Origin of the sequence: Allorhizobium sp. Av2 (assembly GCF_021462805.2) — a bacterium.
In the GTDB taxonomy this organism is placed as follows: domain Bacteria; phylum Pseudomonadota; class Alphaproteobacteria; order Rhizobiales; family Rhizobiaceae; genus Allorhizobium; species Allorhizobium vitis_G.
In genome coordinates, this window is sequence record NZ_CP192696.1 from 3,750,235 (window position 1) to 3,766,557 (window position 16,323).

Sequence of the window (16,323 nt, forward strand, 5' to 3'; positions counted from 1 at the left end):
CGGGGCTTCGTCATGGTCATGGCTTGTCTCGAATTGCTCAATGGTCAAAAGCCGTTAGCGAAGTTCAGGATTTCCGCGACAATACCAACGCCAAGCCGGCCGAGAGCGCGCCGAATGCGCATGTCCCGGTCCATCCCCACTCGGCATAGGCAGCGCCACCGAGACCGGCCCCGACCGCCCCTCCGAGCAGCATGGTTGCCATGAACACCGTATTGAGCCGGCTGCGAGCGGTCGGATCGAGCGCATAGACACGCGCCTGATTGGCAACCTGCGAGGATTGCACGGCGAGGTCCATGACCAGAATGCCAATGATGAGGCTGACCAGAGAGCCTTGACAGAATCCGAAGATGGCGAAAGCGATCACCACCAGAGCAGCGCCGATCGACACGACCACGGCCGGTCCACGCCGATCAGCAAGGCCGCCCGCGATCGGTGCCACGAGTGCGCCGGCGACGCCGACGAGCGCCAGAAGCCCGACCGCCGTACCGCCGAGTTGATAGGGTGGCTCAATCAACAGAAGCGAGAGGTTGGACCAGAAACCGATGAAGGCGGCGAAGATCAGAAATTGCACCGCGACTGCTTGCCTGAGAAAGCTATGCGTCCGCACCAACGTCCATAGCGAACCGATCAGGCGCGGATAGCTCAAATCCGTCGTCGGCTGGACGCGCGGCAGCCAAAGCGCAAGCGCAGTTCCGATCGCGATTGTAAGGGCGGCCGCGAACCAGAACACGAAGGGCCAGCCCCACAGGTCGGAGATCGTGCCGCTGACGGTCCGCGCCAGCAGGATGCCGATCAGGATTCCACCCGTGACCTTGCCGAGAATGCGCCCGCGCTCCGCAGGCGGGGCCAGATGCACGGCGAGCGGGACAAGCTGCTGCGCAACGGTGGCGAACAGGCCGACCGCGAAGCTGGCGGTGGCAAGCCAGAGGAAGCCCGGCGAAAGCGCCGCGCCGATCAGCGCCACCACCAGTGCGACCAGGGTCACAAGGATCAGGGATTTTCGTTCGAGCCTGTCCCCAAGCGGGGCAAGGAAAAGAACGCCGAGCGCATTCCCCGCCTGGGTCAGAACGGGGACCACGGCTGCTGCCCCCGCCACCAGTCCGAAATCCGCAGTGAGATGGCCGAGGAACGCTTGATTGTAATAGCTGTTGGCAACGGCAGCGCCGGCTCCGATGGACAGGAGGCGGACAAGGGCTGCCGACCGGTGTTCGGATCGGGTGTCGTGGTTCGTTTTCATATCTGCAGACATACATCCCACCACCCTCATCGAGGCAAACCATATCTGTTGCTGAATAGTTTAGTTCAGCTAAACTCGTGAAATGACGTCTCCTGTTTCCTTCGGTGCTCTTCGCACCTTTGTCGAGGTCGGCCGGCAAGGCAGCATCAAGCGCGCCGCGTTTGCGCTGAACGTGACGCCGGGCGCAGTCAGCCAGCAGATTAAGGCGCTGGAGCTCCGTTTCGGGATTCAGCTTCTTGAGCGCGGGAATCGTGAGGTGAGGCTGTCGACTCACGGTCTTCTTCTGTTTGGACAGATCGCGCCGGGTTTCGAGCAGATCGACGCGGCCGTGCATTTGTTCGAGGATCGTCGGCCGGGTCCGCAAACGCTGGTCATCAGCACCGTGCCGTCATTCGCAGCCTGCTGGTTGACCCCGCGCCTTGGCCATTTCACCGCACGACATCCGCAGATCGAGGTTCAGATCGAAACCTCCGTCCAACTCGCGGATCTGGCTAACGGTCCGGTGGACTTGGCGATCCGGCATGGTTCCGGGAAATATCTAGGCCTTGATGCCACCTTGCTGTTCACGCCTCGGCTCGTGGCGGTCGGAAGTCCGTCGCTTCTGGAGAATGGGGTCTTGCAGTCGCCAGGCGACTGTCTTCGCTATCCGCTCCTTCAGGATAGGGAGCGCACCGACTGGCCGAGCTGGCTGGAGGCGCAAGGCGTCAAGCCGACCCGCAGCGCGACGAAGGGGCCAAGCTATGCCGACGATGCCTTGTTGATCCAAGCCGCGATTGCCGGACAGGGCCTCGCCATCGTGCGCGATGTCTACGCCGCGCGTGCCCTGCAAGCCGGCGGTATCATGCTTGCGATCGATGCGCCTGTTCCGACTCCAGCGAGCTATTTCATTGTCGTTCGGTCCGATAGGACGAGTCCCAAGATCGCAGCATTCCGACAATGGATCATGCGCGAGGCAGGAGTTGCATAAGGATCAATAGCAATCAGCTTATGCGGTTTTCAGGGTTTGCGGCTTTGCACATCCCGATCAGATCCCGATGCCCGGCGCCCGCTGGTGCTCATGCCGGGCGGGTTTGGCTAGGGGCGCTGCCCCCGCGCGGCGCAAGGGATCGCTGACGCTCGTCCGGGCCGGTGTCCCCGACCTTCCTCCACGTCGTTCCTCCGTTCCGTGCAGGCCGGGTGATCCCCCTCCGGCCCGGCGCCCTTGCGCCTTGCTACCCCGGTCTCGCCGACGGGCAAGGTTGCAGCGCAGCGCTGCGCTTCAACCCAAGCCCACGGAGACAGAAAATGTATCATCAACTCGCCACCCGGTTCGGCCGCAATTCTCACCAGATCAGCGGGCGCGAGGCGCTCGACAACGAAGCCCTCTATCGTCACGTTCCGTCCGTCTTCGCCCGCGAGGCGCATGACAGCCGGTCGGATCGCTATGTCTACGTCCCCACCATCGAGATCGTGGAGGGGCTGCGTAAGGAAGGATGGTTCCCGTTCTTCGCAGTGCAGTCCGTGCCGCGCGACGGCAGCCGCCACGGCCACGCCAAGCACATGCTGCGCCTGCGCCGCGATGACGGCATCGGCAAGCCGGAAGCGGCGGAAGTCATCATCGTCAACAGCCATGACGGGACGTCGGCCTATCAGATGTTTGCCGGTGTACTGCGCTTCGTCTGCACCAACAGCATGATCGCGGGCGAGCGGTTCGAGGAAGTCCGCGTCCCCCACAAGGGCGGCATTCAGGATCAGATCATCGAGGGCGTCGATACGGTCGCGGAGGATTTTCCGCGTCTGATCGACGCGACGGAGACGATGAAGGACACAAGGTTGTCTGAGGACGAACAGCGCGTGCTGGCGGAGGCGAGCCTTGTCGCCCGCTATGGCGAGGACGAAAGCCCCGTCCGCCCGGATCAGATCATCGCGCCGCGCCGCCGCGAGGATGTCGGGCAAAGCCTGTGGAGCACGTTCAACGTCATTCAGGAGAACATGATACGCGGCGGGCTGGACGGTCGCCGCATCAATGCCGAGGGCCGTATCCGCCGCAGCCAGACCCGTGCAATCAACGGCATCGACCAGAATGTCGGGCTGAACCGTGCGCTCTGGACGCTGGCGGAAGGGATGCAGCGCCTGAAACGCGGATGATCGTGGAGCCGTGCAGCCGGATTTGCGGTTGCACGGCTTTGCGTCTTTCCGGTTCCGCACATCTCAGATTTTCCGCCGATCCGTGGAGCCGGATCGGCGGGCGCGGCCATGTTGATGACACGGCCGCCGCTCGCCGGGTTGCGCCCAGCTCGCCAAATGACATTTGAGATGTTAAGTAATTATTCACCAATATTGATCGGATTGTGCGATCTACATATACGATAACGGCAAGTTCAAAATATACCTCAAGTTGTGAACACTTCATCTTTCCGGCGCCGACGGCGCTTGGGAAGAAAGAGGTGACGCCATGCCGAGTTTTGACTGGCGCGCGCCGGCAGCTTACGGACATGCCAAGAGCATTCCTGCCGCCGGCTTCGCTTGGGAATATCTCCGCCGCGACGACGAGTACCGCCGCGACTTCCATCGCATGAAGCGCAGGCCCCGTCACGACACCGAGGCGCAGACCGCGTTCTCCAACCGCTGGGGGTTACGATTTCGCGACCGACCCGGACCAACCCGCCGATCGCGCCGCGCTCTTCTGGACGCCCGCGCTTCAGCCTGACGCCTTCCAGCTTCGCCCATCACGCGATTCGCCTGGTGACTTCGCCATGCCCATCGCACTGCCGGGGCTTCCCGGTCTCGCAGCACGATCGGCGATCGGCAGCGCCTGGCACGGCCTCTGGCGCGGATTGGACGGGGAGCATCGCTTCTGGGTCGCGGACGCCCCGCCGGACGGTCCGACGAGCTTCGTTGTCGTCCTGCCGCTCGACGCACTGTTCGAGCTGCGTGCCGAGGCCGCGCTGCGGTTCTGGCTCGCGCTGGCCGGACGGCCGCCCGGCGACCGGCGGCACGACCTTCCGCCCCAGACCCGCGAGCGTCATATCCTGATCCTGCGCGCGCTCGACGCGAAGCTGGCCGGGGTCAGCTATCGCGTCATCGCCGAAGCCTTGCTCGGCTTTCGCGGTCAATGGAAGAACGATTGGGAAGTCAGCCCCTTGAAGAACAAGGTGCGCCGCCTGGTCGCCGATGGCCTGTTCTACATGCGCGGCGGCTATCGCGAGCTTCTCCACTATCCCGTTCGTCCGCCACGCCGCCGCTGAACGGCGTTGCACTAGGCAGGTAGGAACGCCATCGCATCCACCTCGACCAGCATTTCGGGGAATACGAGCTCCGCAACACCGATCAATGCGTTGGCCGGCGGGCATTCGCCGTTGATCCAGCGATCACGCACCGCTCGGATCGTAGGGAGTTGGCTCGGATCATAGTCTCGGACGTAGATCGTTAGACGTGCCACCGCACTGAAATCGGTGCCTGCGGCATGGAGCGTCGCCTGCATGTTCTCGAAGACCCGATCGAGTTGCGCGGCCAGATCGTCGCTGACGACTTCGCCCTTGCCATCGAAAGGAACGTGGCCGGACAGGATGAGCAATCGACCTTCCGAAATCAGCATCGCTTGCGAGATTCCAGGAATGGAGGGACCGGGCGGGTTGATCGGGCGTAACATCTTGATCCCTCACTGCTGGGGGGTGAACGTCAGCAAATTTCAAGACGACGAATAGCCCTCTTCGATGTGATTTGAGCGACATTTCTCCAGTTAATTCTCAGATCGACTGCATTTTGGCGATCGGTCGAGTTCAGAGACAGTCCAAAATCGGGGTGGTGAGCCTAGCCTCGCCGGGGGTGCCGGAATCGCACCCCCCTGATTCCGGCACGCTGCAAGCCGCCGATCCTCCGCCACGGTTCGCCATAGCCCGCTGTCGCTGCCGACAGCCGCCGAACCTCACCCGGAGAGCCGATCATGATCGACCCGAAGACGGGGCTGCCGCCCCGATTCCTGCGCACGCCCGATGCAGCGCGCTTCCTCGGCATTTCGCTGCGGACGCTGGAGAAGCATCGTACCTACGGCACCGGCCCGACCTATCGTAAGATCGGCGGGCGCGTCGTCTATGCGCTGGACGACCTGCAAGCCTGGACGGCGGTCGCCGCCCGCAAATCCACCACCGACAAGGATGCCGACCGCGTGTTCCCGGCGCGTCCCCTGACGCCCGCCGAGCGGGGCGCACGCTGAATGTCCGGCGGTTTACCCCAGGACGCCGGACAGCGCTCACAGCGCCTCGTCGGCAGCGAGCGAGCGCGGCTCGATCCCTTCGTCGTCGCGACGGGCGATGCGTCGCCCCGCGACCAGCGCGATCTGATGGAGCGGCCGTTCTTCTCGCTCGCCAAGGCTAGGCGGGTGACGCCGATCCTCTATGAATCCGGCGGCGTCTGCGTCGAGGTCTTCGCCATGCCCGAGCATGGCATGGCAACCATCTGGGACGCCGACGTGCTGATCTGGGCGAGCTCGCAGATCGTCGAGGCCGAGAACCATGGCCTGAAGACCTCGCGCTTCCTGCGCTTCACGCCGTACCAACTCCTGATGGCGATCGGCCGGGGCAAGGGCGCGCGCGAATACCGGCTGCTCAAGGGCGCGTTCGCCCGCCTGCAATCGACCGTCATCCGCACGACCATCCGCCACGGCGAGCATTGGCGTCGGCATCAGTTCTCTTGGATCAACGAATGGGAGGAACTGACCACCCATGACGGCCGCGTCGAGGGCATGGAGTTCGTGCTGCCTGACTGGTTCTATCGCGGCGTCATCGACCGCTCGCTGGTCCTGACCATCGACCCCGATTATTTCCGGCTGACGGGCGGGATCGAACGCTGGCTCTATCGCGTCGCCCGCAAGCACGCCGGTCGCCAGCCGCATGGCTGGTTGTTCGAGGTCGCGCATCTCCACGAGAAGTCCGGTAGCCTGGCGCGGCCGTCCGACTTCGCGCTCGACATCCGACGCATCGTCGCCCGCCAACCGCTGCCCGGCTATCAGCTCAAGATTTCCCGTCAGGGGCGGCGCGAACTGCTGCATATCCGGCCGACGATGTTGTCCACAGTGCCTGTGGACGAGGCTGTGGAAACGCTCGTGACTTCGGGCGCAAACTGTATCGGGACTTCGGGCGCAGGACTATCGGGATTTCGGGCGCAAGGACCACAGTTAAACCTTTGGCCCGAAACGCAGAATCCGACCGCTAACTTAGAGTCTAACCAAGAATCTAACTCTTTTTCTTTGACGCGCGCGGGCGCGAGCCATGGTGCCGGTGTCGTCAGACGATCGAGGCGGGCGCCATGATCGTCGCCCTGCTCAATCAAAAGGGCGGTGTCGGCAAGACTACGCTGGCGCTGCATCTCGCTGGGGAATGGGCCAGAACCGGTCGGCGGGTCACGCTGATCGACGCGGACCCGCAAGGCTCGGCGCTCGACTGGTCGCAACAGCGGTCGCGTGAAGGCTGCCCACGGCTGTTCGGCGTTGTCGGCCTGGCCCGAGACACCTTGCACCGGGAAGCCCCCGAGCTGGCGCGCGATGTCGACCACATCGTCATCGACGGACCGCCGCGCGTCGCCGGCCTGATGCGCTCGGCGCTGCTCGCCGCCGACCTGGTGCTGATCCCGGTGCAGCCGTCGCCGTTCGACGGCTGGGCCTCGGCCGAGATGCTGGCGCTCCTGACGGAGGCGCGCATCTACCGGCCCGAGCTGGCCGCCCGCTTCGTGCTCAATCGCTGTGGCGCGCGGACCGTCATCGCCCGCGAGATGGCCGAGACGCTTGCCGATCACGATCCGCCCTTGCTCGCCGCCACCATCGGCCAGCGCGTCGTCTTCGCCGACGCCGCGCAGTCCGGTCGGCTCGCCTCGGAGATCGACGCGGACAGTCCGGCCGCGCGCGAGATCGCAGCACTTGCAGCCGAGATCAGGAGGCTTGCCCCATGAGCGAGCGTTCCTCGAAACGCGGCTTCGCGGCCCGTCCCGCTGATCCCGAGAGCTGGATCAAGGCCAATGAACCGCCACCAGCCCGCGCTGGCGACGGTGCTGCGTTCACGGCGCGACTGACGATCGACATCACGCCGGAGCTGCGCGGCCGGATCAAGATCGTCGCCTTCAAGCGCGGCATCACCGTCGCGGACATGCTGCGCGAGCTGCTCGCGCGCGAATTCCCAACCACCGAAGGAGACCCATCATGATCGGCAACGCGGCTCCCCGCGTGCGCGACGACCCCGTGCCGTCAGCGCACCCGTCAGACGACCTGACCCATGTCGAACTCACCCATGTCGAGAAGAAGATCGAGCACTGGGTTCGCTTCGGCCGTCTGGCGGCGGAAACCATCATCGACCGGCGGCGGCGCATCTTCGCGTTCCGGCCCGGTGTCATCTTCGCCTTCGTCCGCTGGGCGTCGAACGACTTCGGCACGATCCTCTCGCGCATCGACATAGTGCGCGCCGTGGAGCCGCACGAACCCTATCAGACGCTGCCCTTCGTGCGCCCCGGCGGCGACATCCTGCTCAAGATCGACGGCTGGCCCAGGGTAGAACGGGTGCTCCGGCATATCGACGCCATCCAGGCGATCGGCATCGATCCGGAGGATGTTTCGCCGGACCACTGGCGGCACGTCCACAACCGTCTGACCGCCGGACACGAGCCGCGCGCCTACACAGTCGATCAGCACCGGGCGTTCCTTCTGCGCCGGAGGGCCGAGCCATGACCCGCTTCGGCTATGTGATGGTGACGTATTTTTCGATCATGGGCGTCGCCATCGCGTCCTTCATCCCGACACCGACCCGGCTGGTGTGGAACGTCTCCGCCAGTGCGCCGATAGGTCTCTACGACATCAATCTGCCCGGCGATCTGAACGTCACCGATCTGGTCGCGGTCGATCCCCCCGAGCCACTCGCCAGCTTCATGATCGAACGGGGTTACATCGGCCGCGGCGTGCCGCTCTTGAAGCGCGTCATGGGGCTGCCGGGGCAAGAGGTCTGCCGCTTCCGCCGCACCATCACCGTCGATGGCGTCGAACTCGGCGCGGCGCTCGACCGCGACCGGTCGGGCCACGAGCTGCCGATCTGGTCGGGCTGCCGCCGCATCGGCGGTGACGAGATCTTCCTGATGAACGCGGATGTCCGCGACAGCCTGGACGGCCGCTACTTCGGCCCGATCCCGACCAGCACCGTCATCGGCCGCGCGACGCCGATCTACACCGACGAGGACGGCGATGGCCGCTTCGTCTGGCGCGCCGCGACGCGCTGAGCGCCACGATTCCGGCGGGCACGGCGCGCGCCGGCCTCCACTCAACCCCAGCACCAAGGACTTTCCCATGCCGCAGATCGGCCAGTTTACCCGTGAGACGACAGGCTTCGTCGGGCGCGTTCATACGCTCACGCTCTACCGCGAACTCACCATCGTTCCGGCCGAGCCGTCCGATGCCGAGAACGCGCCGGACTATCGCATCCATCACGGCGCCGACGACGGGCCGGAGATCGGCGCGGGCTGGAAACGTGCCGGTGAGCGCGCGGGCGAATATATCTCGCTGCTGATCGACGATCCCGCCTTGCCGCAGCCGATCCGCGCCAATCTGTTCCGCGACGATGACGGCGGTGCCGCCTGGTCGCTGCACTGGACGCGGCCGGTCAAGCGCGGCGAGAAGGACTGAGGTCATGCGATCAATCATCAGGATCGCGTGCGGGATCGTGCGAACAAGCCCCATCCCTTTGTTCGCGAACAGGCCGTCTCATCCCTTCGTCCCGCTCGACGAGCCGTCGGCCGGCGCGCGCAGCGAAGGTCAAGGGCGATCGAAGGTCGGCGCTTCGCGCGAAACCTTGACCGCAGCGAGCACGCTGGCAGGCTGGCATCGATGCGGAGAAAGAACGCCCGTCCGATCGGCGGTCCTTCTCCTTTCCGCTGCGCTCACCGTCGCGGTGCCGCTTCCCTGTCGGGCGCAGCCTGAGCCGGTCCAGCGTCAGACGGCGGTCGATCCCTATGCCGCCGCCATCGCCAAGGCGGCGCAGCAGTTCGGCATCCCGGCGGCATGGATCAGGGCGGTCATGCGCGTCGAAAGCGCCAACGACGTGCGGGCGATCTCACCCAAGGGTGCGATGGGCCTGATGCAGATCATGCCGGCAACATGGTCCGATTTGCGCGCCCGCCATCGGCTCGGCAGCGATCCCTACGATCCACGCGACAACATTCTGGCGGGCGCGGCGTATCTTCGCGAGTTGCATGACCGTTACGGATCGCCGGGTTTTCTAGCGGCCTACAATGCTGGTCCCGGTCGCTATGAAGAGTATCTCGCCGGCCGTCCTTTGCCCGCCGAGACCCGCGCCTATGTCGCCACGCTCGCACCGCAGATCGGCGGCGGCGAGATCACCGGGCCGGTTGTCGTCGCGGCGGCCGATCCGCTGTCATGGACCCGCGCGCCGCTGTTCGTCGTACAGCCCAACCGCACTTCTTCCGCCGAACCTGTGCAGCACGGCGCGCAATCCGACGACACTCCGGCTGCAACGCCCGTGCGCGATGTCTCTGCGATCATGCCGCAGTCGGGCGGGCTGTTCGTTGCCCGAGCGGAAACAGGAGGGCCGCGATGAGCATGGCGCGACGGCGTGCCCGGCGACCCTTTCCAGTGTGCAGCAGATGTGGGGGTGGTCAGGCTGAATCAGGGTCAGGACGGACAGAACGGGCAGAGAGGTGGGAGGGCAAGATTAAAGCGGACGGCACCCCGTGGGTCCGATCCGGGGGGCAAGCCCTTGTCTGCACACTGTTTGGGTCGGCACCGTCATCCGGGCGGCATGGTGCCGCCGGTTGCCGCAAACCCAACATCCGTCGCGGTTTTGGCGGCACTCTCGCCCGAAACCGGCGCTTTTGGCCGGATTGGTGCCGATGAGCACCGACGACGACAACCGCTTTCGCCCAAAGCCCGGCCGCATCCGCTCCGATGCGTCGAAGGCAGGCCAGGCGAAAAGCTTCCTCACCAAGGTCCGGAAGATCGCCCGCCAGCATGGCGCGACCTCAGGGCGGGTATCGCGAACCGGCAGCGCCGGAACGGGCGGCAAGCCGGGTCGGAACGGCGCGGTCGCGTCAGGTCGGGGCGTCAAGCGCGGGCGCGGCGCGGCCTTCGTCCGCTCGCGCAATCTGTCGAACGGCTGGAGCCATCGCCAGCCAGGCAGCCGCCGCGTCGTCGTCAAATCGCGCTCGGTTCGTGCGGCCGGAAAGAGCGGCAAGGCAGCCGCTCATCTGCGCTATATCCAGCGCGACGGCACCTCGCGCGACGGCGAGCGCGGCCGGCTCTATTCGGCGACCGAGGATCGCGCCGACGGAGACGCCTTTCTCGATCGCGGCAAGGACGATCGCCACCAGTTTCGCTTCATCGTCTCGCCGGAAGACGGAGCTGACATCGAAGACCTGACCGGCCATACCCGCGACCTGATGTGCCAGCTCGAAGCCGACCTTGGCACGAAGCTCGATTGGGTCGCGGTCAACCACTTCAACACCGGCCATCCCCATGTCCATGTCATCGTCAATGGCTGCGACGACCTGGGCGAGGATCTGGTCATCAACGGCGACTATCTTGCCAACGGCATCCGTGAACGGGCGAGCGAACTGGCGACGCTGGAGCTCGGCCCCGTCACCGAGATCGAGCAGCGCCGCAAGCTGACGGCCGAGATCGACCAGGACCGTTTTACCCGGATCGACCGGGCGATGCTCAACGAGGCCGATAGCGGCGCACTCGACCTCCGCCACACGGCGGACGATATGCGCGGTCAGGACGATCGGACGCTCCGCATCCGCCGTCTCGACAAGTTGGAGAAGATGGGCCTCGCCACCGAGCAGTCGCCGGGCGTGTGGGAACTGAGCGCTCGGCTTGAGCCGACGCTGCGCGAGATGGGCGAGCGGGGCGATATCGTGCGCACCATGCAGAAGGCGATGCGCGCCGAGGGCCATGACCGCGATCCGATGAGCTTCCAGATTCACGACGCCGCCCCCGCGACGCCGATCGTCGGCCGCGTGGTGGACAAGCATCTCTCAGACGAGCTGGGCGAGAACCTGACGCTGGTGATCGACGGCATCGACGGCCGCACGCATCACATCTCCGGCATCGATCAGGCGAAGGTCGCGGACGCCCGGATCGGCAGCATCATCGAGATAGGCGCGACCGACACCGGACCGCGCCCGGCCGACCGCACCATCGCTGGCATAGCCGAGGAGGGCGTCTACCGACCGAGCCGCCATCTGGAGCAGGCCCGTTTCGACGGGCGCGTGCCCGGCGGCGACTATGACGGGTTCGTCGATGCCCATGTGCGTCGGCTGGAGGCACTGCGCCGCGCCGGTATCGTCGAGCGGATCGACGCCGATCAGTGGCGCATCCCGCAGGATTTCGAGGCACGCACGGCTGCCCATGATGCCGGCCTTGGTCGCCAGCTTAATATCCGCGTCCTCTCAACCTTCGATCTGGAGAAACAGATCACGGCGGATGGCGCGACCTGGCTGGATCGCAGGCTGGTTGGACGCGGCCCATCAGATATTGCACCGGCGGGGTTCGGGCAGGACGTGAGCCACGCCATGGACCGTCGCCGTGAGCAACTGATCGAACAGGGCGACGCCACCCGCCAGCAGAACGGTCGCGTCCTCTATCGCGGCGATCTTCTATCGACGCTCGAGGTGCGCGAGGTCGCCCGCGCCGGGGCGGAACTGGCGGCGACAAAGCGGATGTCGTTCCGCGCGGCCGGCGATGGCGAGACGGTCAGCGGCACCTTCTCCGGGACCGTTCAACTCACCAGTGGCAAGTTCGCAATAGTAGAGAAGAGCCACGAGTTCACACTCGTCCCATGGCGGCCGGTGATCGATCGTCAGCATGGCAAAGAGGTGACGGGGATCGTTCAGAGCGGATCGGTATCGTGGCAGATGGGGCGGCAGAGGGGCCTAGGGCTTTGAATAACGCACCAATCAGTCTGCATTTATCGGGGTAGGTTTGGCGGAGCCAAAAAGGTCTGTCTGCCAACAATCACTAGCGGCTTTGAACCACTGCGTCGCCAGACAGCGTAAACTCTGATGGTCAAAGAAAATCATGGTGGTACGTGAAACCAAATTACCGGAGAGAGCGTCTCGCAAGCTGGATTGTACGGATATCGTCCCTGACAGACGCAAACGAGCGCAGTGCCGTTAAAAGATCAACGCCTATAATCATTACACATATTGCATCGCACAATAACAATTCGAGCATTGATTGTGCGTCGCAGCAGGATCATCGTAGCCAGGAAATTTGCGCCCCATGAGAGGGGCAAAGCGCCGTGTAGATGCCGAATTAATAGACTTGCATATGGAGTTTCTTGAATAGCCGATTAAACCAGATTGGAGAAATGCAGTGGGCTACCCGTTTCCATTTCAACATTCCGATTTACACGGGCGATGTGCCGATGAACTCCTCCAATTCAGGAACACTACTAATGTAGATCTCCGCCGAGAGATAACCGACAAGTGGTTGTCGTCCGCATGGGACAGGGCATCTCGCAGCGAGCATTACCGGCATATCGGTAATTTTACAAAACACAAATTTGATTCGATCACCCCGGTCAACAAAAGGACTTTCAAGGAATCCTATTCGGCATTCGACGCAGCCGATGTGGCATCAATCATAAAATACTATGAGACGTCAGGAACCACAGGCGTTCCGACGCCGACCAAACGTACGTTTGAGGATATTGTCTGGAATTATGTCGGCGTCGCATTGCTTTGGGGCGAACTCGTAGATCGGTCGGATCGGTCCATTGTGCTGCTGCCATCGGATATAGCGCCGATTGGCGACTTAATAGCAGGTTGCTGTGAGATCATCGGGTCTGCCGCAGTGCGGTGCTATCCGTTTACGCAGGGTATAGTTTCCTGGGATCGGATGGAAGTCTTATTCCGAAATTTTCGACCAACCGTCATTTGGTGCGCACCCGGCACGCTACTGCAGTTCACACGGGTTCTTCGACAGCGCAAGAGCTTTGATGATATTGCCAGCAGTGTCGTCAAGATCATGCTTTCAGGCGAAGTCGTGACAGAAAGCCTGAAGCGCTCACTTGGCCATTGGTGGAAGGCGGAAGTCTACAATGCCAGTTATGGGTCGACGGAGACAGGTACAATCGCGGCAGCAGGTCGAAACGGGCGGCTCAATGTCCTCGAATACTCATTTTTATGCGAGCTACGAAACGATGACGGTGAGGTCTTACCGCTTGCGGAGGGCGCACGAGGCGAACTCATCATCTCATCGCTCCATGGATTTGCACGGCCTATGCTGCGCATCGCAACCGGTGACGCAGTATCAATTACGGCCCCAGAGTCTGGCCTTCACAGCCTAGAAGTCCTTGGCCGGAAAGAGGAGGCGATCCTTATCAGGGACGTGCCTTATCTCGCCGGTGACATAGAGAACCACATCTACAAGATCCCAGACGTGACAGGTTACTTGCTGGATATGGCCGAAGGATCGGTCACGCGGGTGATCGTTGAACAAATGCCGGATGGTTCTTCCACCGACCATATCATGCAGCATGCGACCCGTATACTTGGTGATGCCGGCATCGACGTCCGTGTTGAGGTCGTCAGCCAGCTGCCGATTACAACAAAGAGCGGAGCTGGTCTAAAAAACTGGAAACGTTCGAATATCTTGGAGGCACGCAAATGAGTGTAGCGGTCTCTCAAGCTGCGGTCGCTCCGTCGTCCTATGAATTTCTGAGGACGGCTGACGGCGGCGCTGGAACGTTCGGCTCTGACTTATGGGCCACCTATGCGGCTACTCGTACTCTGCGTTGGATTGGCCGGTTGCCTGATTTGGCAAAGCGCGAACACGTCGCCGGATATCTTCATTCGTGCCAGAATCCCGACGGAAGCTTCTCATGGCAGCGCGGCCTCGCATCTGACATCTGGGCAACGTTCTATTGCAGTCAAACGCTTGCTGACATCGGCCATTCCGTTGCCTCCACCGAATCTTTCGTGGAATGGATTTCGTCGCTTCAGGACAAGGATGGCGCTTTTGCAATGATGCCGGGGCAGACTGCAGACGTTTGGGCGACCTATTATGCGACCCGGGTTTTCAAGGAGATACTACAGCTTCCGGTTCCAAACCGGCATAGGTTAGCTGATTGGCTCTCAGGGCTTCAGCGTGGTGATGGCGGGCTTGCCTGGAACATCGCGACGGCGGAAACCGACACAAGGGCCGCATACTATGCGATACACGCAAAGCATGCAGCAGGGCTCGATCACGACGTCAAATGGGATGATGAGCGCCTCCTCGGCTGGCTGCGGTCGCAACAGGCGCCGTCCGGCGGATTTCGTTTTTCGCCTGAATATACTCCATGCCTGTGGGCAACCTTCAGGGCGACAAAGGCACTAACAATACAGAACTGGCAGCCCTCGGAGCCAGAAGCATGCGAAAATTGGATCGTCCAGCGCCAACGGCCCGAAGGTTTTGCGCGTTGGGAGGATTACGAAGTATCTGATGTTTGGGCAAACTTCTCAGCTGTTGGCGCTCTTCAGGCTCTGAACGTTACGATCAAAGACAGTCAGAAGGACCGTGTGCAGCGCGCAATCGAGAGTTTTTCAGTCGATGGTGCCGGGTACACATATCGGCAGCCGTCAGCGGCCGGTGACGCGCTCACGACAGCATCAGCGCTTTTCTCAGCTGTAAACAATGCAGAGACCGATAGCGTTGAGCAATTGAGTGCGTGGCTTCAAAGGGCGCATATGCCCTGGGAAGACGGCATCATGTACATGCCGGGCCGGGGTGCTGAAATCCGCTGCTCTCTTTGGGCGACAGTCGCTCTTGCCTATGCTGGACGGCAGTTTTCTGACACCGGACGCCTCTCGAACTGGATCTCGAGACTACAAAATCCGGACGGTGGGTTTGGCTACTGGCAAGGTCGCGGCTCCGATCTCGTGTCAACCAGCGCTGCTATTTCTGCCCTCGAATCTCTTGGACAACCTTTCGCCGAACATGTCGATGTTGCGCGGTTGACATCGTTCGTCCGGAACTGCATCCGTGAAGGACTTGGGTCCAATGTACCCAACGGTCCCATCACCACATCGTCAACTGCGCAGGCCTCGCGGCTGCTTGTCAAGCTCGGCGATAGGGACGGCGGGCTTTCGCTGGTGCAACATCTGCCACGGCGGATGCGGTTGTCCGGTTATGTCGAGCAACTCGGCGGTCCGCCTACTCTATATGCTACTTATCAAACGGTGTTGGCCTTGCAGGCGAACGGTCTTGAAATTCCCGCGCAAATTTCACGCTTCCTGGATCGGCTGATCACCCGTGAGGGATACATCGGCTGGACACCGCTTGGTGCCTCGCGGCAAGACCCACTTATCCTTCCACTACACGGGCTCCTTTCCCGGAAACTCGGCGAGCCGCTGTTTCGGCTTCCTGAGTTGGTTTTGTAGAGGAGCGCGTCATGCCAACAGTCCGCATCGTTAGCAACATTGCTGAACAGCAGAAGCGCCGAGAAATGGCGCGGCGCCTGACCGTAGCGTTCGGCCGATCGGGAGTGAAGGTCTCTCACCTGCTTTTTATTTGGCAGCATGTTGAGCTTTCAGATGTCTACCCAGGGCCATTCTCACTGGCCGATCGTAATCCCGCAATTAGCGGGCATTTCGCGTCAGTAACGATCGAAGTTTCGCAGAAGCGGCCGAAGGAATGGCGACGGGAAATCCTTCGAAAAACGCGCGAGATTTTCGCTGACGGCCTGTCCGATGAATACATTTTCATGGGCCTCGTACCGGTCGACCCGGATGATTTCGTCAATGCAACGTCAGCAGAATCTCGGCAACAAGAGGTATCGTAGATGGAGATCGAACAGCTCAGAAGCGAACTCAAGCGTGGAATAAACGAAAATTTCGGTGTTTCGATTGCCGTTGAAATTGCAGACATCCCCTTCACAGAAATCCCGGAACTCAACTTCGATAGCTTGCGCGCACTCGAGTTTGTCGAAATGGTCGAGATTTTGTTCGATCTTCAGATCGACCTCTACAGCGACGATGTTCAAACCAATTTTCGTGACCTGAACACCTTGGCGTTCTTTTGCAAGAAGAAGCTCGACGATGCGGCCGTTTTGGCAGGAGCGTAGTCACCCCGG

At 62.4% G+C, this 16,323-nt stretch carries 19 protein-coding genes; 17 read left to right on the forward strand and 2 right to left on the reverse strand.

Features of this window, described 5'->3' with window-relative positions; translation table 11 throughout:
* Positions 1 to 64: 64 nt before the first annotated feature.
* A complete protein-coding gene (locus FS819_RS17500; RefSeq protein WP_234624724.1) occupies positions 65 to 1,249 on the reverse strand; it encodes an MFS transporter in 1,185 nt (394 codons plus the stop codon).
* 70 nt (positions 1,250 to 1,319) lie between these two features.
* Between FS819_RS17500 and FS819_RS17505 the strand changes: the two genes are divergently transcribed.
* The 4 genes from FS819_RS17505 (at position 1,320) to FS819_RS17520 (ending at position 4,464) form a co-directional block, all read left to right on the forward strand.
* Complete coding sequence (locus tag FS819_RS17505; RefSeq protein ID WP_156629783.1) at positions 1,320 to 2,204, forward strand: LysR substrate-binding domain-containing protein; 885 nt, start codon at positions 1,320 to 1,322, stop codon at positions 2,202 to 2,204.
* Positions 2,205 to 2,521: 317 nt separating this feature from the next.
* A complete protein-coding gene (locus FS819_RS17510; protein ID WP_156629782.1) occupies positions 2,522 to 3,364 on the forward strand; it encodes a DUF932 domain-containing protein in 843 nt (280 codons plus the stop codon).
* Between the two features lie 307 nt (positions 3,365 to 3,671).
* The gene (locus FS819_RS17515) at positions 3,672 to 3,926 is read left to right on the forward strand and encodes a transcriptional regulator domain-containing protein (RefSeq protein ID WP_156629781.1); all 255 of its coding nucleotides are present in this window, start codon (positions 3,672 to 3,674) and stop codon (positions 3,924 to 3,926) included.
* A gap of 46 nt (positions 3,927 to 3,972) precedes the next feature.
* Entirely contained in the window at positions 3,973 to 4,464 is a 492-nt protein-coding gene (locus FS819_RS17520; protein WP_156629780.1) for a DUF2285 domain-containing protein, read from the forward strand.
* An 11-nt stretch (positions 4,465 to 4,475) separates the two neighbouring features.
* Here FS819_RS17520 and FS819_RS17525 read toward each other — a convergent pair whose 3' ends face one another.
* A complete protein-coding gene (locus FS819_RS17525; protein ID WP_234624723.1) occupies positions 4,476 to 4,814 on the reverse strand; it encodes a RidA family protein in 339 nt (112 codons plus the stop codon).
* 348 nt (positions 4,815 to 5,162) lie between these two features.
* Here FS819_RS17525 and FS819_RS17530 point away from each other — a divergent pair, with 348 nt between their 5' ends.
* The 13 genes from FS819_RS17530 (at position 5,163) to FS819_RS17590 (ending at position 16,314) form a co-directional block, all read left to right on the forward strand.
* A complete protein-coding gene (locus tag FS819_RS17530) occupies positions 5,163 to 5,432 on the forward strand; it encodes a helix-turn-helix transcriptional regulator (RefSeq protein ID WP_156629778.1) in 270 nt (89 codons plus the stop codon).
* Positions 5,433 to 6,527: a replication initiator protein A gene (locus FS819_RS17535; protein ID WP_156629777.1), complete on the forward strand. Its 1,095-nt coding sequence runs from the start codon at positions 5,433 to 5,435 to the stop codon at positions 6,525 to 6,527. It begins immediately after the preceding gene.
* Positions 6,524 to 7,162: a ParA family partition ATPase gene (gene parA, locus FS819_RS17540; protein WP_156629776.1), complete on the forward strand. Its 639-nt coding sequence runs from the start codon at positions 6,524 to 6,526 to the stop codon at positions 7,160 to 7,162. The genes FS819_RS17535 and parA overlap by 4 nt, the downstream gene beginning before the upstream one ends.
* A complete protein-coding gene (locus FS819_RS17545; protein WP_156629775.1) occupies positions 7,159 to 7,413 on the forward strand; it encodes a hypothetical protein in 255 nt (84 codons plus the stop codon). The genes parA and FS819_RS17545 overlap by 4 nt, the downstream gene beginning before the upstream one ends.
* On the forward strand, positions 7,410 to 7,931 hold the full coding sequence (locus FS819_RS17550) for a DUF2840 domain-containing protein (RefSeq protein ID WP_156629774.1): 522 nt from the start codon (positions 7,410 to 7,412) through the stop codon (positions 7,929 to 7,931). Before FS819_RS17545 ends, FS819_RS17550 begins: the two co-directional genes overlap by 4 nt.
* Positions 7,928 to 8,473, forward strand: a complete 546-nt coding sequence (locus tag FS819_RS17555; protein WP_156629773.1) for a S26 family signal peptidase — start codon at positions 7,928 to 7,930, stop codon at positions 8,471 to 8,473. Before FS819_RS17550 ends, FS819_RS17555 begins: the two co-directional genes overlap by 4 nt.
* A gap of 67 nt (positions 8,474 to 8,540) precedes the next feature.
* The gene (locus FS819_RS17560) at positions 8,541 to 8,876 is read left to right on the forward strand and encodes a DUF736 domain-containing protein (RefSeq protein ID WP_156629772.1); all 336 of its coding nucleotides are present in this window, start codon (positions 8,541 to 8,543) and stop codon (positions 8,874 to 8,876) included.
* Between the two features lie 4 nt (positions 8,877 to 8,880).
* Complete coding sequence (locus FS819_RS17565; protein ID WP_234624722.1) at positions 8,881 to 9,807, forward strand: lytic transglycosylase domain-containing protein; 927 nt, start codon at positions 8,881 to 8,883, stop codon at positions 9,805 to 9,807.
* A 1,222-nt stretch (positions 9,808 to 11,029) separates the two neighbouring features.
* Positions 11,030 to 12,151 (forward strand): DUF3363 domain-containing protein, encoded by a 1,122-nt coding sequence (locus tag FS819_RS17570; RefSeq protein WP_498724465.1) that lies wholly within the window; start codon positions 11,030 to 11,032, stop codon positions 12,149 to 12,151.
* A gap of 430 nt (positions 12,152 to 12,581) precedes the next feature.
* Positions 12,582 to 13,880, forward strand: coding sequence for a phenylacetate--CoA ligase family protein (locus FS819_RS17575; protein WP_234624721.1), 1,299 nt, complete (start codon positions 12,582 to 12,584; stop codon positions 13,878 to 13,880).
* A 137-nt stretch (positions 13,881 to 14,017) separates the two neighbouring features.
* Positions 14,018 to 15,631, forward strand: a complete 1,614-nt coding sequence (locus FS819_RS17580; RefSeq protein ID WP_498724154.1) for a prenyltransferase/squalene oxidase repeat-containing protein — start codon at positions 14,018 to 14,020, stop codon at positions 15,629 to 15,631.
* An 11-nt stretch (positions 15,632 to 15,642) separates the two neighbouring features.
* Positions 15,643 to 16,032, forward strand: coding sequence for a hypothetical protein (locus tag FS819_RS17585; RefSeq protein WP_156629769.1), 390 nt, complete (start codon positions 15,643 to 15,645; stop codon positions 16,030 to 16,032).
* Positions 16,033 to 16,314 carry a hypothetical protein gene (locus FS819_RS17590; RefSeq protein ID WP_156586939.1) on the forward strand — a complete coding sequence of 94 codons (282 nt, stop codon included), beginning with the start codon at positions 16,033 to 16,035 and terminating at the stop codon, positions 16,312 to 16,314.
* Positions 16,315 to 16,323: the final 9 nt, after the last annotated feature.